The organism is Olsenella sp. HMSC062G07 (assembly GCF_001811895.1).
Taxonomy (GTDB): domain Bacteria; phylum Actinomycetota; class Coriobacteriia; order Coriobacteriales; family Atopobiaceae; genus Olsenella_F; species Olsenella_F massiliensis.
Genome location: NZ_KV806951.1, coordinates 1,249,293 through 1,272,813 on the forward strand (window position 1 = coordinate 1,249,293; position 23,521 = coordinate 1,272,813).

Annotated in this window: 21 protein-coding genes; 5 read left to right on the top strand and 16 right to left on the bottom strand. The window is 67.5% G+C overall.

The genetic code is table 11. The features are described 5' to 3' along the window. A partial coding sequence (locus HMPREF2826_RS09490; protein WP_168164005.1) for an alpha/beta fold hydrolase occupies nt 1-306 on the top strand: 306 nt, incomplete at its 5' end. Here HMPREF2826_RS09490 and HMPREF2826_RS08750 read toward each other — a convergent pair. From HMPREF2826_RS08750 to HMPREF2826_RS08810, 13 genes are all read right to left on the bottom strand, one after another. Further along, the gene (locus HMPREF2826_RS08750) at nt 290-3,793 is read right to left on the bottom strand and encodes an FtsX-like permease family protein (protein WP_246824726.1); all 3,504 of its coding nucleotides are present in this window, start codon (nt 3,791-3,793) and stop codon (nt 290-292) included. The genes HMPREF2826_RS09490 and HMPREF2826_RS08750 overlap by 17 nt on opposite strands. 4 nt (nt 3,794-3,797) lie before the next feature. Continuing rightward, nucleotides 3,798-4,499: an ABC transporter ATP-binding protein gene (locus tag HMPREF2826_RS08755; RefSeq protein WP_058270147.1), complete on the bottom strand. Its 702-nt coding sequence runs from the start codon at nt 4,497-4,499 to the stop codon at nt 3,798-3,800. A gap of 146 nt (nt 4,500-4,645) precedes the next feature. After that, nucleotides 4,646-4,939 carry a hypothetical protein gene (locus tag HMPREF2826_RS08760; protein ID WP_070641017.1) on the bottom strand — a complete coding sequence of 98 codons (294 nt, stop codon included), beginning with the start codon at nt 4,937-4,939 and terminating at the stop codon, nt 4,646-4,648. A 172-nt stretch (nt 4,940-5,111) separates the two neighbouring features. Then, complete coding sequence (locus tag HMPREF2826_RS08765; protein WP_083307372.1) at nt 5,112-5,549, bottom strand: hypothetical protein; 438 nt, start codon at nt 5,547-5,549, stop codon at nt 5,112-5,114. 10 nt (nt 5,550-5,559) lie between these two features. Then, nucleotides 5,560-6,954, bottom strand: a complete 1,395-nt coding sequence (locus HMPREF2826_RS08770) for a Y-family DNA polymerase (RefSeq protein ID WP_070641019.1) — start codon at nt 6,952-6,954, stop codon at nt 5,560-5,562. A 12-nt stretch (nt 6,955-6,966) separates the two neighbouring features. After that, nucleotides 6,967-7,548, bottom strand: a complete 582-nt coding sequence (locus HMPREF2826_RS08775) for a DJ-1 family glyoxalase III (RefSeq protein WP_070641021.1) — start codon at nt 7,546-7,548, stop codon at nt 6,967-6,969. Between the two features lie 120 nt (nt 7,549-7,668). Continuing rightward, nucleotides 7,669-9,048, bottom strand: a complete 1,380-nt coding sequence (locus HMPREF2826_RS08780) for an MATE family efflux transporter (protein ID WP_083307373.1) — start codon at nt 9,046-9,048, stop codon at nt 7,669-7,671. Between the two features lie 91 nt (nt 9,049-9,139). After that, nucleotides 9,140-12,541, bottom strand: a complete 3,402-nt coding sequence (locus tag HMPREF2826_RS08785) for an ABC transporter ATP-binding protein/permease (RefSeq protein ID WP_070641332.1) — start codon at nt 12,539-12,541, stop codon at nt 9,140-9,142. A gap of 198 nt (nt 12,542-12,739) precedes the next feature. Next, complete coding sequence (locus tag HMPREF2826_RS08790) at nt 12,740-13,399, bottom strand: cytidylate kinase-like family protein (protein WP_083307375.1); 660 nt, start codon at nt 13,397-13,399, stop codon at nt 12,740-12,742. Between the two features lie 65 nt (nt 13,400-13,464). Continuing rightward, nucleotides 13,465-14,112: an amino acid ABC transporter permease gene (locus HMPREF2826_RS08795; protein ID WP_070641023.1), complete on the bottom strand. Its 648-nt coding sequence runs from the start codon at nt 14,110-14,112 to the stop codon at nt 13,465-13,467. A 3-nt stretch (nt 14,113-14,115) separates the two neighbouring features. Further along, the gene (locus tag HMPREF2826_RS08800; protein WP_070641025.1) at nt 14,116-14,868 is read right to left on the bottom strand and encodes an amino acid ABC transporter permease; all 753 of its coding nucleotides are present in this window, start codon (nt 14,866-14,868) and stop codon (nt 14,116-14,118) included. A 17-nt stretch (nt 14,869-14,885) separates the two neighbouring features. Continuing rightward, nucleotides 14,886-15,767 carry a transporter substrate-binding domain-containing protein gene (locus HMPREF2826_RS08805; protein WP_070641027.1) on the bottom strand — a complete coding sequence of 294 codons (882 nt, stop codon included), beginning with the start codon at nt 15,765-15,767 and terminating at the stop codon, nt 14,886-14,888. Between the two features lie 10 nt (nt 15,768-15,777). Further along, complete coding sequence (locus HMPREF2826_RS08810) at nt 15,778-16,509, bottom strand: amino acid ABC transporter ATP-binding protein (RefSeq protein WP_070641029.1); 732 nt, start codon at nt 16,507-16,509, stop codon at nt 15,778-15,780. Between the two features lie 201 nt (nt 16,510-16,710). On the opposite strand from HMPREF2826_RS08810, the gene HMPREF2826_RS08815 reads away from it, so the two are divergent. After that, nucleotides 16,711-17,181, top strand: coding sequence for a gamma carbonic anhydrase family protein (locus HMPREF2826_RS08815; RefSeq protein ID WP_070641031.1), 471 nt, complete (start codon nt 16,711-16,713; stop codon nt 17,179-17,181). Nucleotides 17,182-17,308: 127 nt separating this feature from the next. On the opposite strand, the gene HMPREF2826_RS08820 is transcribed toward HMPREF2826_RS08815, so the two are convergent. Next, entirely contained in the window at nt 17,309-18,337 is a 1,029-nt protein-coding gene (locus HMPREF2826_RS08820) for a 3-deoxy-7-phosphoheptulonate synthase (protein WP_070641336.1), read from the bottom strand. A 270-nt stretch (nt 18,338-18,607) separates the two neighbouring features. Between HMPREF2826_RS08820 and HMPREF2826_RS08825 the strand changes: the two genes are divergently transcribed. From HMPREF2826_RS08825 to HMPREF2826_RS08835, 3 genes are all read left to right on the top strand, one after another. After that, the gene (locus HMPREF2826_RS08825; RefSeq protein ID WP_070641338.1) at nt 18,608-19,195 is read left to right on the top strand and encodes a TMEM175 family protein; all 588 of its coding nucleotides are present in this window, start codon (nt 18,608-18,610) and stop codon (nt 19,193-19,195) included. Between the two features lie 101 nt (nt 19,196-19,296). Next, nucleotides 19,297-20,859, top strand: a complete 1,563-nt coding sequence (locus tag HMPREF2826_RS08830; RefSeq protein ID WP_070641033.1) for a C69 family dipeptidase — start codon at nt 19,297-19,299, stop codon at nt 20,857-20,859. A gap of 52 nt (nt 20,860-20,911) precedes the next feature. Then, the gene (locus HMPREF2826_RS08835; protein ID WP_083307379.1) at nt 20,912-21,583 is read left to right on the top strand and encodes a PAQR family membrane homeostasis protein TrhA; all 672 of its coding nucleotides are present in this window, start codon (nt 20,912-20,914) and stop codon (nt 21,581-21,583) included. A gap of 38 nt (nt 21,584-21,621) precedes the next feature. On the opposite strand, the gene HMPREF2826_RS08840 is transcribed toward HMPREF2826_RS08835, so the two are convergent. Continuing rightward, complete coding sequence (locus HMPREF2826_RS08840; protein ID WP_210388995.1) at nt 21,622-22,791, bottom strand: coiled-coil domain-containing protein; 1,170 nt, start codon at nt 22,789-22,791, stop codon at nt 21,622-21,624. Nucleotides 22,792-22,939: 148 nt separating this feature from the next. Beyond that, on the bottom strand, nt 22,940-23,503 hold the full coding sequence (locus tag HMPREF2826_RS08845) for a prepilin peptidase (protein ID WP_070641035.1): 564 nt from the start codon (nt 23,501-23,503) through the stop codon (nt 22,940-22,942). Nucleotides 23,504-23,521: the final 18 nt, after the last annotated feature.

A 23,521-nucleotide genomic window follows, 5' to 3' on the forward strand; every position in this document is an offset into this window, starting at 1 on the left:
CCCACCGCCGGCGAGGCCCGCGACGGCGCCGACCTGCTTGAGCTGATGCTCGAGGAGCCACACGTCAAGGCGTCCTCGCTCGCGGCCGTGCGCTGCCCGGCCACGATCGTCGCGGGAGAGCACGACTGCGTCCGCCCCGAGGAGACCCAGGCCATTTATAAGGGCATCTGTTCGGGGGGCAACGAGCGCGTGCGCCTGGTGGTGGTGAGCGACTGCGCCCACAACGTCCCCAAGCAGGCCCCCCAGATCGCGGCGACGCTGGCGCTCGAGACCATCCGCGCCGCCGCGCCTACTCCACGCTCTTGAGCGACTCCACCATGTCGATGCGGTCGAGCTTGTGGCGCATGATGAGCATCACGACGCCCGAGAAGACGAGCGTGAGGACAAAGGCGAACGCAAAGCTCGGAAGGTGGATGGTGCGACCGAACATCACGTAGTCAACCTCGGCCGTGGTGATGACGAAGCGCTCCAGGAACACGCCGAGCGCCAGGCCCACGGCGTCGCCGATGAGCGTGAGCAGGATGATCTCGCGGAAGACGTAGGCGTACACCTCGCGGCGCGTGAAGCCCAGGACCTTGAGGCTGGCTATCTCGCGCACGCGCTCGTCCACGTTGATGTTGGTGAGGTTGTACAGCACGATGAACGCCAACGACGCCGCGGACACGATGAGGACCACCACGACCATGTTGACGGCCGTGAGCATGTGGCGATACTGGTCGATGATCTCGTTTGAGAAGATCACGGTGGAGACGTCCCCCAAATCATGCAGACGGCTCGAGATGCCGGCGCGGGCGGACGCGTCGGGGATGTTGCACCAGATCGTCGAGAACGTCGGCACGACGTCGCTCACGCCCTTCCAGGCCTCACGGCCCACGTAGACGTAGTTGCGCACGTAGTTCTCCGCGATGCCCGTGACGGTGAGCGCATGGCCGTCCCCGACGGCGTTGCCGACGTCGTCCTGGTCATAGAGGACGATGCTGTCCCCCACCTTGACGCCATGAAGCGCGGCGAGCTTCTCGCTCACCACCACCGCATCGTCATCGAAGGGGACCTGGGAGCCCTTGACGCGGTCCCTGAGGCTCACGGCGGAGGGAAGCGCAGCGCTGTCCTGGGGGATGACCACGGTCGTGGCGGTGGTGGAGGTGGCGCTCGTGGAGGCACCGGTGCCGGAGGCCTGCATGTTCTCCTGCTGCACCCGCACCTGGTCGCTGACGGACCCGGTGGAGCGCAGGTAGTCGCTCACATCCGCCACCTCGAACTCGGTGGCGTCGGTCGTGAGGCCCACGGTGGTGTCGTAATGGACGATCGAGCCAAACTGAAGGTCGATGATGTCCCAGATGGAGTCGCGCATCCCAAATCCCACCAGGAGCAGGGCGGTACAGCCCGATATGCCTATGACGGTCATGAGCAGGCGGCGCTTGTAGCGGAAGAGGTTGCGGAACGTGACCTTCCACGAGAAGGACAGGCGCCGCCACACGGGGCCGACGTTCTCCAACAGAATGCGCTTGCCCGCCTTGGGGGCACGCGGGAGCATCAGCGTCGCGGGCGCCTCGCGCAGGGTGGAGTACGCGGCCGCCCAGGTGGCGAGCAGCGTCACGCCCACACCCAGCCCGCCGGCCATGAGGGCCACCGGCAGGCTCACAGGCAGGGGAAACGCCATGAGCGGCACCGCATAGATGATGGAGTAGGCGACGGTGACCACCCGGGGCAGCACCTGCGACAGCACGAGAATGCCCACGACGGCGCCGAGGCCCGCCGCCGCGGCCGCATAGATGAGGTACTTGCTCGCGATGGCCGCCTTGCCATAGCCGAGCGCCTTGTACGTGCCGATCTGGACGCGGTCGTCCTCGACCATGCGCGTCATCGTGGTGAGCGCCACGAGGGCCGCCACCAAAAAGAAGATGAGGGGAAAGACGTTGGCGATGTGATCCATGCGCTCGGTGTCCGCCTGATAGGTGGCCGCGCTCTCGCTCTGGGTGCGATCGAGGACATAGACGTCGGGGAGCCCGATGTCATCGATTTTCCTCTGGGCGTCCTGAATCTGCTGCCAGGCCGTGGCGAACCGCTCGTCCGCCTCGGCCTTGCCGTCGTCGTACCGGACCCTGCCGTCCTCCAGCTGGGCGCGGGCGGCAGAGAGGCGGGCGCGAGCGCGAGCGAGCTCGTCGGCGGCGGCGTCGAGCCTGGCCTGGCCGGAGGCGATCGCCCGCCGGGCGTCGGCGCCACCGTCGTCGAGCTGCCGCTGGGCGGCGTCAAGGGCCCCGGCACCGTCGATGAGGTTCTGAGCGCCGTCGAGGGCCTCCCTGATCTGGGCGGCCTGGGCCTGGAGAGCATCATGTCGCTCCTTTGCCGGCCTCAGGGCGTCAAGGGCCTGCCGCGCCGCGTCACACTGCGCCATGAGCTCCGCCAGCTGCTGGCGCAGGGCCGCGAGCGTGCCGGGGTCGGCCGCCCCGCTCGCCTCGAGGGCGTCTATCTGCTTCTGGAGCGCCGTCGTGGCCGCCTCGAGCTGCTGGAGCTGCCGGCTGACCTCGTCGTAGCGCTCGGCAGGGCCCGCAAGCTGGGCGAGTGCGGCGTCCACCTGGGCGGCCTGTCCCTCAAGCCTTTCTCGCGCCTCCTCGAGCGAGGAGGTCTGCGTGCTGTTCAGGAGCTCGTCGACGCCTCGACGCCACTCCGCGCGCCGCGCGTCGAGCTGCGCCTGGCCGTCGGCAAGCTGCCGTTCGGCGTCCGCCCTCCTGCTTCGCAGCTCGGCCACGCCCGCGTCATACTCCCGCTGGCCCGCGTCGAGCTGCGCCTGGCCGTCGGCAATCTGCGCCTCCGCCTCGTCGAGCCTGCGTTTGGAGGCGGCAAGCTCGTCGTAGGCCTCGTCATGCTTGTGCCAGTACGTGGCAACCTCGTCGTCAAGCTCGGCCTGGGCCTTCTTCCGGAGGTCCTCCCGACGCCCGGACGCGAGGGCGTCCGTTTCCTGCTCGATGCGCTCCTTGACCGATCCCACCTTTGTGCGATAGGCGTCCGACCCGCTCTGGAGGTCCTGGGCGCCGGCGACCTTCAGATAGGCGACGGTATAGGCCGCGTCGTGCTTGAAGGCGCCGTCGGGCACGTAGAGGTAGTCGTCGATCTTGCCCGCGCCCAGGTTGGTGGAGCCAAAGTTACTCGTGTAGACGTTGTCGGACGAGCTCACCGTTCCCACGACCGTGTAGGACCTCGTCTGGAGCAGGTCGTCAAGGGCGGAGCTGCCATAGAGGACCCTGATGGTGTCCCCCACCGACACGCCGCGGTTGACGTCGGCCGAGATCACGCACTCGTTCGCCGCCGTGGGCCAGCCTCCCTCCCGGAGAACGAGGCGGTTGACGCGCGAGGCGCTCACGGACGCGAACCTGTCCTTCTCGGCATCCTCCTCGCCAAGGGACGTGATCCTCACGGCCACCTGCTCGTCGGCCATCTGGGCCATGGCGTCCACGCTGCGGGAGGCCATGACCTCCGTGACGCCCTCGATCTGGCCCAGACGGAGGACGTCGGCGTCGCCGAGGCCCAAGGTCGAGATGACGCGCAGGTCCCAGAGGCAGGTGGCGTCGTAGTAGCGGTCGGCGGCCAGGCGCATGTCGGAGCCCGCCATCTGCAGGCCCGCAAAGAAGCCGCAGCCCAGCGCGACGATGCCCAGGATGGCGAGGAAGCGCCCCAGGCTGCCGCGGATGGAGCGCAGAAGCTCAAGCCAGAACGCCGAGAGGCAACGTCCGCGAGCGGACGGCCTGTCACGGGGCGCGTCGGGCGGAAGGGAGGTGTTCATGGGCGCGGGCATGGGCCTACCACTCGACGACGGCGGCGTCGGCGGGACGGTCGTTGAGCTCGACGGCCTGCGCGCGCCCCTCGCGGACATGAATCACGCGGTCGGCGATCTGCGTGAAGGCCATGTTGTGAGTCACGATGACCACGGTGCGTCCCGTGCTCCTGCAGGTGTCCTGGAGAAGCCCCAGTATCTGCTTGCCCGTCCGGTAGTCCAGGGCGCCCGTGGGCTCGTCACAAAGGAGCAGCTTGGGGTTCTTGGCCAAGGCGCGTGCGATGGCCACGCGCTGCTGCTCGCCACCGGAGAGCTGGGCGGGAAAGTTGTCCATGCGCTTTTCGAGTCCCACCTGCGCGAGCACGTCGGCGGCCGGCAGGGGGTCACGACATATCTGCCCCGCCAGCTCCACGTTCTCGAGCGCCGTGAGGTTCTGGACGAGGTTGTAGAACTGGAACACGAAGCCGATGTCGTGACGGCGGTACTGGGTGAGCTCGCGCTCCCCCATCGCGCTGACGAGCGCACCGTCGAGCGCGATGGTGCCCGAGCTGCAGGAGTCCATGCCCCCGAGCATGTTGAGCACCGTGGTCTTGCCGGCGCCCGAGGGGCCGACGATGACGACGAGCTCGCCCCGCTCGATGGCGAAGTCCATGCCATCGACGGCCCTGACCTCGACGTCGCCCATCTGATACGTCTTGCGCACGTCCTTGAACTCAACGAACGCCACGGGTCACCTCCTGCCAGCGTCGCCTGCGCCCGCCGTGCGAACGCGGCGGCCGAAGCCAATTCTAGCGTTCCGGCACGTGGGGAGCGACCATGGCGGCAGGCCTGTCGCCCAGGCGCGAGCGGACGCGCCGGCGACGGTGCCGCCCGTCAGCCATGATGCCGCTCCCCTCGCCCCTCGTCATGACGCCGCTTGGCCCTGCGGGCGTCACGCCGTAGGGAGTGCCCCCCGTACAGCAGGGCGACGCCACCCAGGACGACGGCGATGGCAAGGAGCGTGAGGGGCAGCTGCGTGCCGCCTCCACCTGGGACCAGGGCGATGCCCAAGGCCGACAGGAGAACCCCGAGCAGGGTCAGCAGCCATGAGCCGCGGGCGTTGGCCGCGACGTCACGATAGTCCCTCTCCTCGCCGACAAGCTGCCGCGTGCGTGCCTGACGCGCCATGCCTCACCTCTCTTCACGTCCGTCCCGTCCATGACGACTTCCGTCTATTATGCCCAAGCACGACCGCAAGGATGGCGCTCGGCGCCCGCGCGCGCCCAGACGTCACAAAGCCGTCAGCGCGGGCCACGCCGCGAACTCTTGGCGACAAGGGCGCGACGGCGGCGGGTGGGACCTATTCCCGGGCGTCCACGCGCTCCAGCAGGGCGATGTCCTCAAGGGGGATGCTCGCCCCGTCAAGCTCGAGAACCTGATCGGCTCGGCGCAGCCTGGCGACGACGCCCCGTGTCAGCACGTAACTGCCGTCCCGATAGTGGCGGACGAGGACCTCCTCGCCGGCGCGCAGGGACGCCAGCAGCGCCGAGAGCTCCTCGCGGCGCTCGAGGCCAAGCTCGACGCGCGGCACGCGGCCCAGCCGACGCTCGCGCTCGCGCAGGGCCGCGCGATAGCCCCTGAGAGGCTCGAAGGGCATGAAGATCTTTGCCCGCCGCGAGAGAGGCATGCGCGGATGGCGCAGGTGCAGCTCGTCGTCGCCGTCGAGGGCCGGCGCCGGGTCGCCCGGCGGCGTCGGCCGCGCAGGACGTCCGGACGCGGCAGCCCCAGGACGTCCCAAAGCCGTCCCCTCAGCCCTCCTCGACGCCACTGCGATGACCCCCGATCTGGGCGTTGCGCTCCCGCGCCGTGGCACCCGGCAGCAGGTCTATGCCTTTGAGCAGAGCGTTCTTGCCAAACTTGCCCTTGATTGCGCTGATGGCCTCCTGGCGACGACGTTCGCGCGCGTCATCTGCTCCCCCATCGTCAAGGAGGCTCATCTGGGTGCCCGGGGCCCGCTCGGAACCGACCCCGCCCAAGCAGACGCCCAACCGGTGCACCGGGAGGTCCCGGGTGACGACGCGACCGTACAGCCCCTCGAGCGCGCGCCAGATTCGCGCGAGCGAGCTGGTGGGCTGCGACAGCGTGACGCCGCCGGCGTCCCTCAGCTCACCTCGGCGCAGGTCGCCCGGGCGCGCCCCTGCTCGCTGCGCCACCCCGAGGGCGGCAAGCCCGTCGCGCGGGGTGGGCTTGTAGCCCACCATGAGCGAGAGGGACGAGCACACGAGCCCGCGCTCCACCAGCTCCAGCGTCAGGACGTCCGCCATCTCCTTGGCGATGACGAAGCCGCCCGCACGGTCCGTGTCATGCGCCAGGACCTGGCCGTTTGAGAGGCTCTTACTCCGCGGCCGATAGGACTTGACGTCTGCGATGGTGACGGGCTCGACGCCCCAGGCGTGGTCGATGAGTATCTCGGCGTCCACGCCGAACGTCCGGTAGAGCGGCTCGCGGGGATGCGAGGCCAACTGCCCCATGGTGGTGACGCCCAGGGAGGCCAGCCGGCGCGCCGTGGCGGGGCCGACGCGCCAGAAGTCCGTGAGGGGCCGATGGTCCCAGAGCGTCTGACGGTAGCTCTCCTGCGTGAGGATGCCAAGCGAGTCGGGGCTGCGCTTGGCCGTGATGTCAAGGGCCACCTTGGCGAGGTACAGGTTGGTGCCCACCCCGCAGGCGGCCGGAATGCCCGTGGAGCGCACCACGTCCTGACGAATGCGCTCGGCCAACTCGTGGGCCGTGCAGCCATACAGGTCCAGGTAGGGAGTCACGTCCAGGAAGACCTCGTCAATGGAGTACACGTGGATGTCCTCGGGGCTCACGTACCGCAGATAGACGGCGTAGACGTCGGCGGAGCGCTCTATGTAGAGGGCCATGCGCGGGCTCGCCATCAGATAGTCGATGGACGTGGGAATCTCAAACACTCGACAGCGGTTGCGCACGCCGAGCGCCTTCAGGGCGGGCGACACGGCCAGGCAGATGGTCTTTTGGGTGCGGGTGGGGTCGGCCACCACCAGGCGGGCCGTCAGCGGGTCGAGCCCGCGCTCCACGCACTCCACGCTCGCGTAGAAGCTCTTGAGGTCAACGACCAGATACCAGCGTTGGCGAGGCGATGTGCGCCCCGCCCCCGCGGGGGTCGTGGCAAGCCCGTGCATGAGCGTCTGACCCTAGCGAAGGTAGACGATCTGGTCCTTGAGCCGCTCGACGGCCTTGGGGCCCAGGTAGCGACCCACGAGCGCCAGGCCCAGCTCCACGCAGGTGCCCAGGCCCTTGCTGGTGATGAGGCTCCCGTCCATGACCACCGGGTCTTGGAGCACCTGGGCGCCGTGCTCGACGAGGACGTGCTGGAAGCCGGGATTGCTCGTGGCGCGCCTTCCTGCGAGGAGGCCCAGCTCGGCCAGGATGAAGGGCGCCGCGCAGACGGCCGCGACGTCCGTTCCCGCCGCGACGGCCGTCCGAAGGGCCGCAGTCAGAGGCTCGCAGGCGCGCAGGTTGGTCGAACCGGGCATGCCGCCGGGTAGGAAGAGCAGGCCGTAGTCATCAAACGAGAAGTCCTCGTCCCGCAGGCTGCGGTCGCAGACGATGGTCACCTCGTGGCTCGATTGGACGGCCAGGTTGCTCGTCACGGACACCTTGTCGACCTTGATGCCCGCGCGATAGAGGAGGTCGCATACCACCAGGGCCTCGCACTCCTCCAGGCCATCGGCAAAGAACGCGGCCACGCGCAGGTCGCTCGTCTTCTTGAACATGACTTCCTCCCTCGTCCCGGGCCATCTCATCCGTAGCATAGCGCAAGATGCGGACATATGTTCGATGAATTTGACCATGGTGGCGCGAGGGGGGCGTCGGCGCGGACGCGTGGACCCCGGCTAGCGCAGGTGAAGCTCGTCCCTGAAGGCGCGTATCAGCCCAAGGGCGACGCCGGCGGACAGCAGGCCGGACAGCGGCACGTTAAGCCACAGCCCTGTAAGGCCGAGCGGCCACAGGACGCCCAGGGCCACCAGCGGGGCGACGAGGGCGAAGAATATCGACAGCAGCACCGCAAGCTTGGGGTTCTCGGTCGCGGTGAACAGCGAGAGCGTCGCTATGGGGAACCAGCGAACCAGGTAGGTCAGCGAGAAGCACCTGAAGGCCCAGATGGCCAGGGCGAGCAGCTCGCCCGAGGCGTCGGCCATAAAGATGCGCGTCACCTGCTCCGGAAAGAGGAACATGACGCAGGAGAACCCCACGCCCACGAAGGCGGCGGCGCCAAAGCACCAGCGCTCGATGGCCCGCACGCGCTCAAAGTGACGGGCGCCCCAGTTGTAGCCGACGGCGGGCTGCAGGGAGTCGCAGATGCCGTAGATGATGGGATAGATGAAGCCGCCCGCGTACATGAGCATGCCGTAGACCGACACGGCGCGGGCCCCGCCCGTCGAGAGCAGAGCGACGTTGAGTATGACGGCGGCGAGGCGGCTGGCCACGTTGTTGAGAAACGCCGACATGCCGGCGACCATGACCTCCCTCACCAGCTCAAGCGTAAAGCGCGGGCGCACGAGCCGCAAAAGCATCCGTCCCGCCGCGAAGGGCGCCATCCCCACGACGACCGCCGAGGCGATGGCGACGCAGTAGCCCAGAGCCGCGCCGAACACACCCAGGCGCGCATAGTACAGGAGCGAGAACTCCACGGCGGCCCCGACCAGCGCCATGAACACGTTGAGGGCCAGGGCGCTCTTGATCTTTCCGCAGATACGCAGGTAGTTGTCAATGGCGAACATCGTGGTGGTGACGGGCGACCAGAGCGCGTACATCCTCACGAAGGTCACGGCCATGTCCGCGAGCTCCCCCGTGGCGCCCAGCATCCCCATGATCCAAGGCGACAGGAGCCAGAGCAGGCCGCCCAGCAGGCCGCCGCCCGCCACGTTCATGATGATCGAGCAGCTGAAGACGTTGTTGGCGCGGTCGTGGTCCCCCCTGCCCAGGGCGATGGAGATGGGCACTGACGAGCCCACGCCCACCAGGTCGCCAAAGGCGAAGACCATGATCACGAAGGGCATCGCGAAGTTGACCGCGGCAAAGGCCTGCTCGCCCAGGATCTGTCCCACAAAGATGCCGTCCGCCAAATCGTAGAGCGAGGACGAGAGCATGCTCAGGGCGCCGGGGACCGCGGCGGTAAAGAAGAGGCGCCGGGGCGAGAGGTCAACGAAGAGCCGCCGCGCCCGCTCGATGCGCTCACGCTGCGCGTCGGAGGGAGGCGTGGCTTCGGGCATGTGAGACAGGCTCCTCTCGGTCCGTGGGATGACGGGTCAGAGTCAGGGTCAGGGTCCGTGACGCTGCGCGCCACGACATCTGATGATGGTACTACTCGCCCCTGAGAGCCTCAACCGGGTCACGACGCGCCGCGGCCATGGCGGGCACGACGCCCGCGACGAGCGTGAGAAGGACCGAGACGACAACCAGCGCGACGGCGTCCGCAAGACGGAGCGCCATGATGCCGGAGACGCCCTGGGCCTGGAGCACGGCGGCGTTTATGGGTGCCGACAGCGCATACACGACGGAGACGGCCAGAACGCCGGACAGGAGCCCCTCGATGGTCGTCTCGGCATTGAAGATGTTGGCGATGTTGAGCCGGGACGCCCCCATGGCGCGCAGTATGCCGATCTCCTTGCGACGCTCAAGCACGCTGATGTAGGTAATGACGCCGATCATGATGGAGCTCACCACCAGCGAGATGGAGACGAAGGCGATCAGCACCAGCGAGACCATGTCGACGATGGAGGTCACCGACCTCATCAGCGTGCCGGCGACGTCAACGTATTGGATGGCCCGTCCCTCGTCTTGGGCGTCGCGAGCAGCCTGGTTGTACTGGTCGATGACGCCGAGCACGCCCTCCTTCGACGGGAAGTCCTTGGGATAGATCTTGATGAGGTCGGGGTCGGCTGCGTCCGCGTACCCAAGCCTCCTGAGGTTGGCGCGGTAGGTGAGCTCGTCCGCGTTCGCATAGTTGGCAAACAGCGAGGCCAGGTCCTCCTGGCTCATGTTGAGCTTGATGGCGCTCGCAAAGACGGCGGGGTCCACCGTGAACCCGTCGCTCAACGCGCGCGAGAGCGCAGACATCTGCGCCTGAAGCTGGCCTGATATGACCTGTGACAGCCGGACGGAGAGGCTGTCGGTGGCCTGGGCCATCTGCTGCTGCAGCTGCAGGGCGAGCTGCGTGGTCATGGTCTGCGCCGCCACGGACATGAGAGACTGCATCGACTGGGCAAAGTAGGGCACGAACTGCCTGGTCAGATAGGCCTGCATGGCATCGTCCACAACCGTCTGCAGCGTGGTCTCGGTCAGCGCGTCGAGGTCGTCGCGGACCTCTCGGGCCGTGGCGTCCTCGCTCACGTACTCCTGAAAGCGCCGTGACAGCGCGTCGGACGAGATGGAGGGGTCCGCCAGGACCTCGTCGGGATGGTTCTGGCGCATCCACTGAACAAAGCCACTGCCCAGCACGTACGTGTCGTGGGCGATGGCGTCGCGCTGCTCGTCCGTCAGGTCGGCGGCGGCCTGGCCCAGCGCCGCGTCCACGTCAAAGCGCGGGGCGTCGGCGACGAGGCGCCCCAGGGCGTCGGCGTCAAGAATCGAGGACGTCACGCTCGGGTCAAGGCTCATGCCCGTCAGGTCGGGGCCGAATGTCCCCGTGGGGTCGGAGGGCCCCAGGGAGATGCCCGAGAGGTCAAGCCGTCCCAGATCCTGAAGCGCCGAGGCGTCAAAGGAGAAGGCGCTCCTGAGCTTGTCCTCGTCAACGGAGAAGAGGGAGCTCATGTCCATGGTCCTTCCCTGCTCGCTCTGCAGGTCGTCGAAGGTCCGTCCCGTGAAGACGTCCACCTCGGGCTGCGCGAGCTGGTCCTGGACTATCCGGCTCTCGGACGAGTCCTTGATCAGGCGGCTCGTCAGGGACGGCAGGTAGCCGATGCCCTCCGGCATGCTCGACCCTCCCGCCGCGCTCGTGGACCTGACGACGCCCACGACCTTGAGGGTGATGCCCTCGCCTATGACCGCACGCAGGTAATCCGCGTCGTCGGACATGTCAGTCCATGTTCCTGACGAGGCGTTTCTCTGGTAGAGCGCGCAGGCCGGAACGACCTTGAACCTCATGCCCATCGCGTCGTCGTAGCTGAAGTCCCTCGCGTCGTCCGGCAGCTCCACGTTCTCTCCGCCGGTCCGCCTGCGCATGAGGTCGCTCATGGCGTCGAGGTCATAGAAGCCGAGGTTGTAGAGGGTGTAGTCGCTGATGCTGCCGTCCGGCCGCAGGATGAGGACCGCCTCGTCGTCGGAGGAGGGCCAGCGTCCCCTGACCACGTCCATCTGGCTCTCGAGAAGGTCGCGGCTGGAGGCAAGCTCCGAGAACGAGGAGGACCCGAAGGGGGTGATGCTGAGCGACAGGCGCTCGCCCGCGCGCGGCGACGGCCCGCTCAGGGGTGAGGGGTTGAGCTGCGTGACGCCGTGCGAGGCGTCCTCCTCAAAGACCCAAGGCGTGACGTCGTAGCCGTACTGGACGGCGGAGGCATAGCGCGTGATGTCCGATGTGCCTCCCTCGAGGAAGCGCTTGAACTCGGCGAGGTCGTTGGATCTCACCTGTGCGAGCAGGTCGCCCACCAGGGCGGTCTGCGGGATGGGGCCCGAGGCGTCGGCCTCCTCGCCGCCCCCGGACGCCCCCTGCGTCGAGTCCGACCCTCCCGTCATCGTGCCCATCAGGCCCGACATGTCCATGCCGACCCTGCTCACGGTGAGCGGGTAGCTCGAGAGCGTGTCGCGCTCGGTCTTGCGTATGTAGTCGTTGACGCCGTTTGAGAGGGCCAGGATGGCCGCAATGCCCATGATGCCGATGGAGCCCGCAAAGGCCGTGAGGGCCGTGCGTCCCCCCTTGCTCATGAGGTTGTTGAAGGAGAGCGAGAGGGCCGTCAGGATGCCCATCGACGCGCGTCTTCCTCCCCTGCGATCGCGTCCAGGACCGCCGTCGCCAGACGACGCGGGCCGGGCGGGCGCCACGTCTCGGGCGCGGGAGTCGGGCGCGGCGTCCGGGGCCTTCCCTGCCGCGACGATGGGATCGGAGTCCCCCACGACGCTGCCGTCCCTGATGCGAATGACGCGCGTCGCGTAGCGCTCGGCCAGACCCGCGTTATGCGTGACCATGACCACCAGGCGGTCCTGGGCGACCTTGGCCAGTATTTCCATGACCTGTAGGCCCGTCTCGGTGTCCAGGGCCCCCGTCGGTTCGTCGGCAAGGATGATGTCGGGATCGTTCACGAGGGCGCGTGCGATGGCCACGCGCTGCATCTGCCCGCCCGAGAGCTGGTTGGGCCGCTTGCGAGCGTGGTCCGTAAGGCCAACCTGCCCCAGCGCCCGCAAGGCGCGGGTCCTTCGCTCCGCACGACCCACGCCCGAGAGCGTGAGCGCCAGCTCCACATTGGAGAGGACCGACTGATGCGGGATGAGGTTATAGCCCTGGAAGACGAAGCCCACGCGATGATTTCGGAAGTCGTCCCAGTCCCTGGGACCGTACCGCGCGGTGGAGACGCCGTTGATGACGATGTCGCCCGCGTCCGGACGGTCAAGGCCGCCAAGGATGTTGAGCATCGTCGTCTTGCCCGACCCGGACGGCCCCAGCACCGCCACGAACTCGCTGTCGCGCAGGGTCACCGTCACGCCGTCAAGCGCAACCTGAGAAAACGCACTGGTCACATAGGTCTTCGAGACGTTTCTGAGCTCTAGCATCTGCATCCGTTTTTTCCACATCCGCCCTGCAGGGCAGCCACCTGACATGGGGGACGTACCCACAAATCGTGCGCGCCAGCCAAAGGCTTACGAAGCCAAGACAATACGACCCCTCATCACGACGACGTCCGGACAGGCATGTCCTCGGGACGCCCGCCAGGGGGCCGCGCGACCACATTACACCGACGTCCGGCCGTCCTACCGACCGATCAGCGACCTCTTGTACTCGTATGCCGCCGCGATGATGTCGCAGCAGCCCTGCCGGCCAAAGACCGAGCGGTCCACGACGAGGTCCTTGTCGGCGTACATGTCCCACCTGCCGGCGGAGTAGCGGGTGTAGAAGCGCTCGCGGCGACGCTGCTGACGGCGCACGAGGGTGAGGGCCTCATGGGGCGAGAGGCCCCTCTTGTCGGCAACGATCTTGACGCGACACTCGAGCGGAGCCGTCACCAGCACCGCGATGAGGTTGGGATTGTCGCGCAGGATGTAGTCGGACAGGCGCCCCTCGATGATGCAGCTCGTGGTGGCGCCCAGGTCCAGTATCACCTGCCTCATGGCCTCAAAGAGGCGGTCTGACTCCGTGCGCTGATCGATGGCGCCGGGCAGGAGGGCCAGCGGAACGTCCTGGGCCCGCTCGGCCAGGGCGGCCTGATCCACGTTGACGCCCATGCGCCGGGCCGAGCGCACGAGCAGCTCGTTGTCGTACAGGGGGATCGAGAGCCTGTCGGCGAGGAGCTTGCCCACCTCGTGCCCCTCCGCGCCGTAGTCGCGCGCGATCGAGACGACGATGGGGTCGCTGCCTCCGCAGACTCCCGTGAGATCGGTGCTATGGCGCGCGGCCAGGGTGATGGGGCTCACGTTGTTCCTCCAGGCTCAAAGGGTCCTGCGCCCCCGCGGGGCGCCCAAGATGGTGCAGGCCGCGCTCACGCGGCGGCGAGACGACGCTGGTAGCTGCGGACCGCCAGCGATATGGCAAAGTTCAGCACGAAGTAGGTCAGGAGCACAAAGCCGTAGAGCAGCAGGATCTGAGCCAGCGTGGAGGCCTGCCCCATGACGACGGCGGAGTTGCGCATGAACTCATGGACGTCGATGCCGCGCAGGTACGAGGTGTCCTTGATGACCGTCGTGCACTGGCTGAACAGGGCCGGGACGATGGCCTTGAAGACCTGCGGCAGCACGATGAGGCGCATGGTGCCGAAGAAGCCGAAGCTCTGCGACTGGGCCGCCTCGAACTGGCCCTTGGGGACGGCGTTAAGCCCGCCGCGCACGATCTCGGCCATGACTGCGGAGGTGAACACCGTGAACGCCAGAATCGAGACGAGGACGTTGTCGCCCTTGACCGTGAATCTGAAGATGAGAATCCACAGCAGGTTGGGCGTGCAGCGGAAGAGCTCGATGTAGGCGCTCACGGCCCAGCTGAGCCAGCGAAGCCGGCCCGCGCAGTACTGCTTCACGAGGGCGAGGACGGTGCCCGCGAGGATGGAGAGCACGATGGAGGCAAGCGAGATGACGATGGTGTTGAGCAGGCCCTGGAGCATGAAGCTCACGTTGCTGACGGTGAAAACCCCCATGCGCTACACCTCCCCCGTCGTCCGGGCAACAGGGGCGGGCGTGCCCGCCGACGAGGCCTTGGGTCGTCGCAGGCGCCCGGAGCGTCGTTCCAGCCAGCTGATGAGCAGGGCGAGCGGGAAGCAGATCAGGAAGTACATGGCACAGCAGATGACGTAGCTCTGCAGATAGCCCGTGTCGGCGACGATGATGTCGGCCTGGTACATGAGGTCGCCGCCGGCGATGAGCGCAAGGACCGAGGTGTTCTTGACCAGGTTGAGCGCCTGGTTGGCCAAGGGCGGCAGGATGATTCGAAAGGTCTGCGGCAGGATGACGTGACGGTACGCCTGCATGCGCGAGAAGCCCTGTGACTGGGCGCCCTCCAGCTGGCCGCGCGGGATGGCCTCGATGCCGGTGCGGATGACCTCCGCCATGTAGGCGCCGTGGTAGAGCCCCACGCAGACGACCACGAGCAGGAACGGGGCTATCCTCACCACGTGCGGGGTCCCGAACAACCGCTGCAAGATCATGGGGCCCGCGGTGTAGACGAAGAACACCTGGACGACGATGGGAGTGTTCTGAAAGAACTCCACGTACACGCGGGCGACGGCGCGCATGACCCCGGAGCGCGTCGTGGAAAAGACGCCAAGGACGGTGCCCACAACCAACGAGAGGGCCAGTCCCAGCAGCGACACGCCCATCGTGAAGAGGAACCCCTGCCATAAAAGCCCGGAGTCGGCGAGCGTCGCCGCCCAGCGCTCCGCGTCAAGAAGATCCATGGTATCTGTCCCCCTCCCTAAAGAAGCTCATAGCGTCGGGCGAGCGCCTTGATGGTGCCGTCTGCGACGAGGCGGCTCACCACGGCCTGACAGAGCCCCGCCAGCTCCGCGGCCCGCTTGGTGGTGCAGATGCCGTAGTCCTGCTCGCCAAAGACGAGGTCGCTCTGGAGCAGCTCGTTGCTGTCGTTGACATACCCGCCTAGGATCGAGCGGTCCAGCGCGAAGACGTCGATGTTGCCCGAGGCGAGGGCCGCCGCCAGCGTGGGATAGTCCATGTACTGGGCAAAGGTCAGGTGAACCTTGTCCTTGAGGCCCTGATCCTCGAGCATCTTCTCCATGGCCTTCTTGGTGTTGGCCCCCTCGCCGATGCCAATGACCCCGCCGTCCAGGTCAAGCACCGTCTTGATCCCCGACGACTTGAGGACGAGCATGCCGATGGAGTCGGTGTAGTAGGGGTCAGTGAAGTTCCATGACCTCTTGCGCTCCTCGGTGATGGTGTAGGTGGCGCAGACGAGGTCAACCTGGCCGGAGTCCACGAGGGGACCGCGGGTCTTGGCCGTGACGCCCGTGAACTCCACGAGCTTGCGGTCCCTCGCCTCCTGCGCGGTGGTCGAGAAGACCTCGGCGGCCAGCTCATGGCAGATGTCTATCTCCATGCCCCTGAAGATGCCCGTCGCGGGGTCCTGGTACCCGTAGCCGGGAACGTCGGTCTTGACGCCGCATCTGAGCACTCCGCGGCCTTGGATGGCTTCCACGCCGTCAGCCGCGCTCGCAGCGCCCGAGCGAGCGCAGCCTCCCAGCGAGGGTCCGGCAAGCGCGAGGCCAAGGGCGCCCGCCATGCCCAGGAACGATCGTCTCGTGAGGCTCGTGGTGCCGGTGACGATGGCAGGTCGTGTCATGGGCCCCTCCCTACTTGAGAATCTTGCCAAGGAACTCCTGGCAGCGCGGGTTGTCAGGATGGGTGAAAAAGTGCTCGGGCGTACCCGTCTCAAGAATCTGGCCGTCATCCATGAATACGACGCGGTCGGCCACCTGACGGGCAAAGCCCATCTCGTGCGTCACGCAGATCATCGTGATGTTCTCCTGGGCAAGCTCGACCATGACGTTGAGAACCTCGCTGACCATCTCGGGATCGAGGGCGCTCGTAGGCTCGTCAAGCAGCATGATGGGCTGTCTGGTGCACAGGGCCCGCGCGATGGCCACGCGCTGCTGCTGGCCGCCCGAGAGGTTCTGGGGGTACTCGTCGGCCTTGTGGGCGAGCCCGACGCGCGTGAGGTTTTCGAGGGCGGTCCTCTCGGCCTCCTCCCGGGTCCTGCCCTGGAGCTTCAGGGGCGCCAGCGTGAGGTTGCCCATGACCGTCATGTTGGGATAAAGGTTGAACTGCTGAAACACCATGGAGGTATACCTACGGGTGATGTCCAGGTGGTTCTTGCGGGTCATGAGCTCGCCGCCCACGCGCACCTCGCCGCTCGAGGGCTCCTCGAGCCAGTTGATGGAACGGATGAGCGTGGACTTGCCCGAACCCGAGGGGCCGATGAGAACGAGCTTCTCGCCCTCGCGAACCGTGAGGTTGACGTCCTTGAGGACATGGAGGTCCCCAAAGTACTTGTTAAGGTGGCTGATCTTGATCATGTCGAGCATGGTGGTGGGTCCCTTCCTGCGACCGTGAGCCTAACGCCGCCCGTAAAGAGGAATGATAGAGAATGATACGTGAAGAGGGACCCGCCATGAACGCGGGCCGACACCGCACCATCTGGGCCCTCGTCTTGCATGTCGCGTCGCCACGACCAAGGCGCGCGGGACGAGACCTGGGAGGCACGGCAACTGAGGGACGGGGGGACCATGGACCGGGACACCTACATCGCAGCCAGCGCCAGCGTCACGGGAGACGTCAGGCTCGGGCGGGACTGCTCCGTCTGGCACGGCGCCGTCATCCGGGCCGACGCGGAGCCCATCCGCCTGGGGCCGCGCAGTAACGTCCAGGACAACGCCACGATCCACGTTGACCACGGCTTTCCGGTGCGCCTGGGCGAGGGGGTGACCGTGGGGCACAACGCCGTCGTTCACGGCTGCGACGTGGGCGACAACACCGTCATCGGCATGGGAGCCATCGTGCTCAACGGCGCCAAGGTGGGCAGCGACTGCATCATAGGGGCCGGTTCGCTCGTCACCCAGGGCGCGGTGATACCCGACGGCAGCCTTGCGCTGGGAAGCCCCGCCCGCGTCAAGCGAAGGCTGACGCCCGCAGAGGTCGCGGCGAATGCGGAAAACGCCGAGGAATACGTGCGGATGGCCCGCGAGCAGCTAAGCTAGGGCTGCGACATCCTCTGACGGCACTGGCGCACCGAGAGACGGCCCGCGAGCAGCTGGGCTAGGCGCCGCACGACGCCGCCCGGCCCTAACCCGGCTCGCCGGGCTCCCGCCCGGGCGGACCCCGTGCCTAGATTCGCTCGGCCAGGTCCCGCACCAGCGCGGCCGTGCGCTCCCAGCCCAGGCAGGCGTCCGTGATGGACTTTCCGTACACGCCGCCGTCCACTGGCTGGCTGCCGTCCTCGAGGTAGGACTCCACCATGAAGCCCCTGAAGATGCCCGCGACGTCCGCGCTGCGGCTCACGCTGTCGAGCACCTCGTTGGCAATGCGCAGCTGCTCCAGCGGGCGCTTGCCCGAGTTGTCGTGGTTGCAGTCGATGATGACCGCCGGGTTCTCGTAGGCGCCCGAGGCGTACCGCATGGCCAGGCGCTCGAGGTGCTCGTAGTGGTAATTGGGATAGGTGACGCCGTCCATGCCCTGGTAGCCGCGAAGCAGCGCGTGCGCCAGGGGGTTGCCCGCAGTCTCCACCTCCCAGTTGCGATAGATGAAGGTCTGGGGCGCCTGGGCGGCGCTGATGGAGTTGAGCATCACGGCCATGGAGCCGCCGGTGGGGTTCTTCATGCCCACCGCACCGCGCACGCCGCTCGCCACCAGGCGATGCTGCTGATTCTCCACGGAGCGCGCGCCCACCGCCACATAGGAGAGCAGGTCGACGAGATACTGGTAGTTCTCGGGATAGAGCATCTCGTCGGCCGGGAACATACCCGTGCGCTCGATGACCGCCAGATGCATGTGACGGATGGCCTTCACGCCCTCAAGAAGGTCGGGCGCCCCCATGGGGTCGGGGTTGTGCAGGAGCCCCTTGTAGCCCGTTCCCTTGGTGCGCGGCTTGTTGGTGTACACGCGCGGGACGACGAGGAGCTTGTCCTTGACCTCCTGCGCGAGCGCGGCGAGCCTCTCCATGTAGTCGAGCACCGAGTCCTCGCGGTCCGCCGAGCAGGGCCCGATGATGAGGAGACGCCGTGGGGACTCCCCGCGGATGATGGCCGAAAGCTCTGCGTCAAACGTCTCCTTGCGCGCCGCGAGGTCGGCCGAGAGGGGCATCTCGTCGCGAATATCCTGCGGTATGGGCAGGTGGCGCTTGAATCTCATGGGCATGGTGGTCCTTCCCGCAGGGGCGCCCGCGTCGGGCGTCCGGTCCGTGGTCTCCCTCGCCGTCATGGCGCGTCCCATCCTAGCACGCGGGCGCAGGGCGCCTCTCCCCGCAGTCGCAAGATGCCCTCCACAGACGCTCGCGGCACCTGGCAAAACGCACGACGGGACCCATCGTGCGCCACGTCACGTTCGACATGCCACCGACGCTGCTGGCGCCCCTGTTCAGGAGTATGCTGGACGGTAACCGTAGATTCCCAAGTGAAGGGACGCCTCGTGGAGAAGGACCGCCTGATCGCGTTCTTTGACGCCTTGCTCGCAATCATCATGACCGTGCTGGTGCTGGAGCTCAAGAAGCCTGACCCCATAAGCTGGGAGGGGCTCTGGGCCATCCGCGGCGACCTGTTTGCCTACGTCGCCTCGTTCTTCTGGCTGAGCGCGCTGTGGTCATCCAACAACGCAGAGTGGGACTACGTCAGGGTCATCGACCGCCGCGTGGTGTGGTGGGTGCTGGTGTTCCTGTTCTTCACCTCGCTCGTGCCCTATGCCACGAGCCTCCTCTCCAACAGCTTCTACGACCCCTTCCCACAGGCGTTCTATGGGATGGTGATCGTGATGACCGCGGCCACCAACATGTTCCTCTACAGCAGCCTCATCAAGGCCGACAAGGACAACGGGACCCTGCGTCACTTCACCAAGTTCAACCGCAGCATCATGCCCGTCGACTTTGCGATCAAGGCCTGCGGGCTCATCGTCTCCCTCGTCTTCTGGGCGCCCGCCGCGTCCGTCTCGGTCATCATCGCCGCAGGCGTCGTGCTGGGCCACCTGCTCATACAGCATCGAAGCTCGCGCCTCATAGACTAGGGCGCCGGCGCCAACGAGCCGCCGCGCGCCTCCCGGCGCATCGGGCCGTCTGACCCTGCGCTATGATGTGCGGGTACGACCATCGCGACGCAAGGAGCGCCATGCCCTGCACGACCATGCTCGTTGGCAAGAATGCCAGTCATGACGGATCAACCATCATCGCGCGCAACGAGGACAGCCCCTCCGGGCTCTTCAACGCCAAGCGCATGCGGGTGGTGCTTCCCGCCGACCAGCCCCGCCACTACCGTTCCAAGATCAGTCACGTACAGCTCGACCTGCCCGACGACCCCCTGCGCTACACGAGCGTGCCCGACGCCGACGACGCCGAGGGCGTCTGGGCCGCCGCCGGCGTCAACGCGGCCGACGTCGCCATGACCGCCACCGAGACCCTCACGTCCAACGAGCGCGTGCTGGGGGCGGACCCCCTCGTGCAGCTCGTGCCCGCTCGCGGGCGTGCGGGCGAGGCCGATTACGTTCCCGAGGTCCCGGGCGGCATCGGCGAGGAGGACATGGTCACGCTCGTGCTCCCCTACATCCGCTCGGCGCGCGAGGGCGTCCTGCGCCTGGGCGCGCTCCTCGAGCGCCACGGCACCTACGAGATGAACGGCATCGCCTTCTCGGACGTCAACGAGATCTGGTGGCTCGAGACCGTGGGCGGACATCATTGGATCGCCCGGCGCGTGCCGGACGACTGCTACGTGACCATGCCCAATCAGCTGGGCATCGACGAGTTTGACCTTGCGGACGCCTTGGGCGCGCAGAAGGAGTTCATGTGCTCGGCGGACCTCGAGGGCTGGATGGCCCAAAACCACCTTGACCTCACGCTGCCGTGCGCCCTCGCCGACGACGAGGCGACGGAGGGGGGCGGGCGGGGCGCGGGCGCCCCCGTGGCACGCGTCTTCAACCCCCGCGACGCCTTCGGCAGTCACTCCGACGCCGACCACGTGTACAACACGCCGCGCGCCTGGGACATGCATCGCTTCCTGACGCCTCACGAGGGCTGGGACGACCTCTCCTTGGCCCGTGGTCCCGAGGCGGACGACCTTCCCTGGTGCCTGGCTCCCGAGCGCAGGCTTACCGTCGAGGACGTCAAGTACGCGCTCTCCCTACACTTCCAGGGGACGCCCTATGACCCCTACGGTCGCCTGGGCACGAGCGCGACGCGCGGCATGTACCGTCCCATCGGCATCAATCGCAACTGCGAGCTCGCGGTCCTGCAGCTGAGGCCCCACGCGCCCGAGGGCGCCCGCGCCTTGCAGTGGATGGCCTACGGCTCCAACGTCTTCAACGCCCTCGTGCCGCTCTTCGCCAACGTGGACGAAACGCCCGCCTACCTCTCGAACACGGACGCCGGGCAGGTGACCACCGAGAGCTTCTACTGGTCAAGCCGCCTCATTGCCGCCCTGGCGGACGCTCAGTTTGCCGCCAACCAGCCCGCCGTCGAGCGCTATCAGCTGGCGGTGGGCTCTCGGGGCCACGCCCTCGTCGCCGACGGCGACCGCGACGCCAAGAGCCTCTCGCGCAAGGACGCCGCCCGCGCACTCACGAAGGCCAACGAGCGGATCGCGGCCATGCTGCGCGAGGAGACCGACAAGGCCCTCGCCGCCGTGCTCTTCACCACCAGCGAGGGCATGCGCAACGCCTTTTCGCGCAGCGACGGCTAGGCGTGGGCGGCATGGGCGCGACGAGCGTCGGGACATCCGGGAGGCGAGGCGTGTGAGCGGACGGACGGGGGTGGAGCGGGCCAGGCGGCCGCGGCGGCAGTACTCCACGGGAGAGGAGGTCGCCAACGCCGTGTCACATGGCGTGGGCGTTCTGCTCTCCATCGCCGCACTCGTGCTGCTCGTCATGCGGGCGGTCGCGCACGGCGGAGGCGTCCGCCTTCTTGCCGCGCTGCTCATGGGCGGCGGCCTCATCCTCGAGTTCCTTCTCTCGACTCTCTATCATGCGCTGGTGCCGCCGTCGGCGAAGTCCGTCTTCAGGACCCTGGACCACAGCGCCATCTACCTGTTCATAGCCGGCAGCTACGCGCCCTTCGCGCTCGTCACGCTGGCAGGTCGCGGGGGCCTGGAGCTCGCGCTTTTGGTCTGGGGCGTCGCGGCGGCCGGCATCGTCGCCGAGGTGGCGCTCAGGGAGCGTCAGCCCGCGTTTGTCTCGGCCCTGATCTACGTGGCGATGGGCTGGCTCATCGTCGTGCGCTTCATGGACATCTGGGAGCTCATGCCGCGCGCGGGCTTTTGGCTGCTGGTCGCCGGCGGCGTCTGCTACACGGTCGGCGTGGGCTTCTACGTGGCAAAGAGGGTGCCGTACCTGCACTTTGTCTGGCACCTCTGGGTGCTCGCGGGCGCCACGTGCGTCACGCTCTCGGCGTTGCTGTTTGTGGTATGACGGCGCGGGGGGCTTGACGCGCGTCGCAGGCGCCGACGCTATCCCAGGGCCCGGCCAAAGACCCAGCCCCAGCGCGGCGTCACGCTGGTGCCGTAGTAGGAGACCCACTCGTTCAGGCCGATCGTACGGATGTAGCCAATGTTGTCCATCATCGTGCCGCCGCCGACGTAGATGCCGATGTGACCGTAGATGCGCCCGGCGCTCGTATGACTGTGGGTGGACACCGCCACGATCATGCCCGGCCTGAGCGTGCCCCTGTCCGAGCTCACGCACCAGTTGTCGTACATGTCGCAGGCGTCGCCCGCAGGGTAGCCCAGGCCGGCGTTCTGAAAGACCATGCTGACCCACATCGCGCAGTAGCCGCCGCCGGGCGAGGGCGTCGCATGACAGGCGTCGACCACGCGCGCGGCGGCGCCTGACGCGGCCGCCGAGGGGTCCAGCGCGCCCGTGACGCCGGATGGCGCCGACGCGGCCGAGGACGCGCGCGCCCGTGCCGCGGCGGCCTCCCGCGCGGCCCGCTCCTGGGCCGCCCGCTGCTCGGCCATCTGCTGAAGTTGGTCATCGCGCTGGGAGAGGAGCTGCTTGACCTGGTCGGACATGCCGTCCAAAGTCGAGCGCACCTCGTCCTGCCGAGACCTCATCTCCTGCATCCGCTCCCGCTGCGTCTGGCTCAGCTCCTCGAGCCGGGTCTTCTGGTCCTCAAGCTCCGCCTTCTGCTGGTCAAGCTGTGCCCTGACATCCTTGACCTCCTGAATCATCCGCCGGTCGTTTTCGGAGATCTTGCCAAAGTAGTAGACGTTGGAGGCAAGGTCCTCCAGGCTCGTGGAGCTCATGAGTACCGACAGGATGTTGCCGTCATCGCTCTTGTAGGAGCTCGACACGCGCTGGGCCAGGCGCCTGCGCTTCTCGTCCAGCTCCCGCTGCCGGGCATCGATCTGGGCCTGCGTGTCGTCAATCTGGCCCTGGGTGGACTCCACCTGGGCGAGCGTGTCCGATTGCGCCCTGGCAAGGTCCTGGTATTCGGCGGCAAGCTCGTCAAGACGCGCCTGGACCGCATCAAGCTCCGCCTGCGCGTCCCTGAGGTCGGACTCGGTCCGGGCGAGGTCCGAGGCGGTGTCGGCACGGGCGGTCTGGGGGGCGAGCGTCGCCGTGGTGGCGGCCATCATGAGCCCAAGCGCCTGCCTACGTGTGAGATGGTTCGTCTTCAAGGAGGTCCCCTCGTTCGTTTATGCGTCGTTGCGTGCGAAGACTCGGTTCGTGACACGGGGCGTGAGGCGCCCTTCGGGGAGAGTCTAGCAAGACGCGCCGCAAAATGATAGCGGCCGGCCCGATGGGTCGCAGCCCAAAGGCGCCTCCTCACCAGCCGCGCAAAAGCAGCGCGAGCGCCCGGTTGGTAAGGGGCATGACCATCGCGAAGGCGAGGGAAAGCCAGGGTCCCCAGGCAAAGGTCCCGGCCGGATGCCCCTCGAGGTCGCGCCGCGCCCGACGAGACCTCCCCGCGAGCAGCGCGCGGGCCCCCACGAACGCAAGGCCGAGCAAACAGCCCAGCGCCAGCACCAGAAGGCCGGCCTCCCATCCGACGCAGAACGTGACGGCACCGAGCAGCTTGACGTCACCGCCGCCCACGCTCTGCCTTCCCAGCATGCGGTCCATGACCAGGGCGAGCGCCACCAGCACGCCCACTGACGCCACGGATTGGATGAGCGAGGACGCAAGCGTCAGCAGCACGCTCACCGGCCCCGACCCTCCCACGAGCATCCCGCCGCCCGCAAGAAGCACGTGTGTCGCAAACAGGGAGGCCACGCAGGCGTTTGGGATGACGCGGCGGCGCAGGTCGGCAACGCTCAGCCACGCGAGGGGCACGAGCATGACCACCGGCTCGGCGGCCTGCATGCCCAAGGAGACCTCCGTCAGCCCCATGCGACGGCTCCAGTCCGG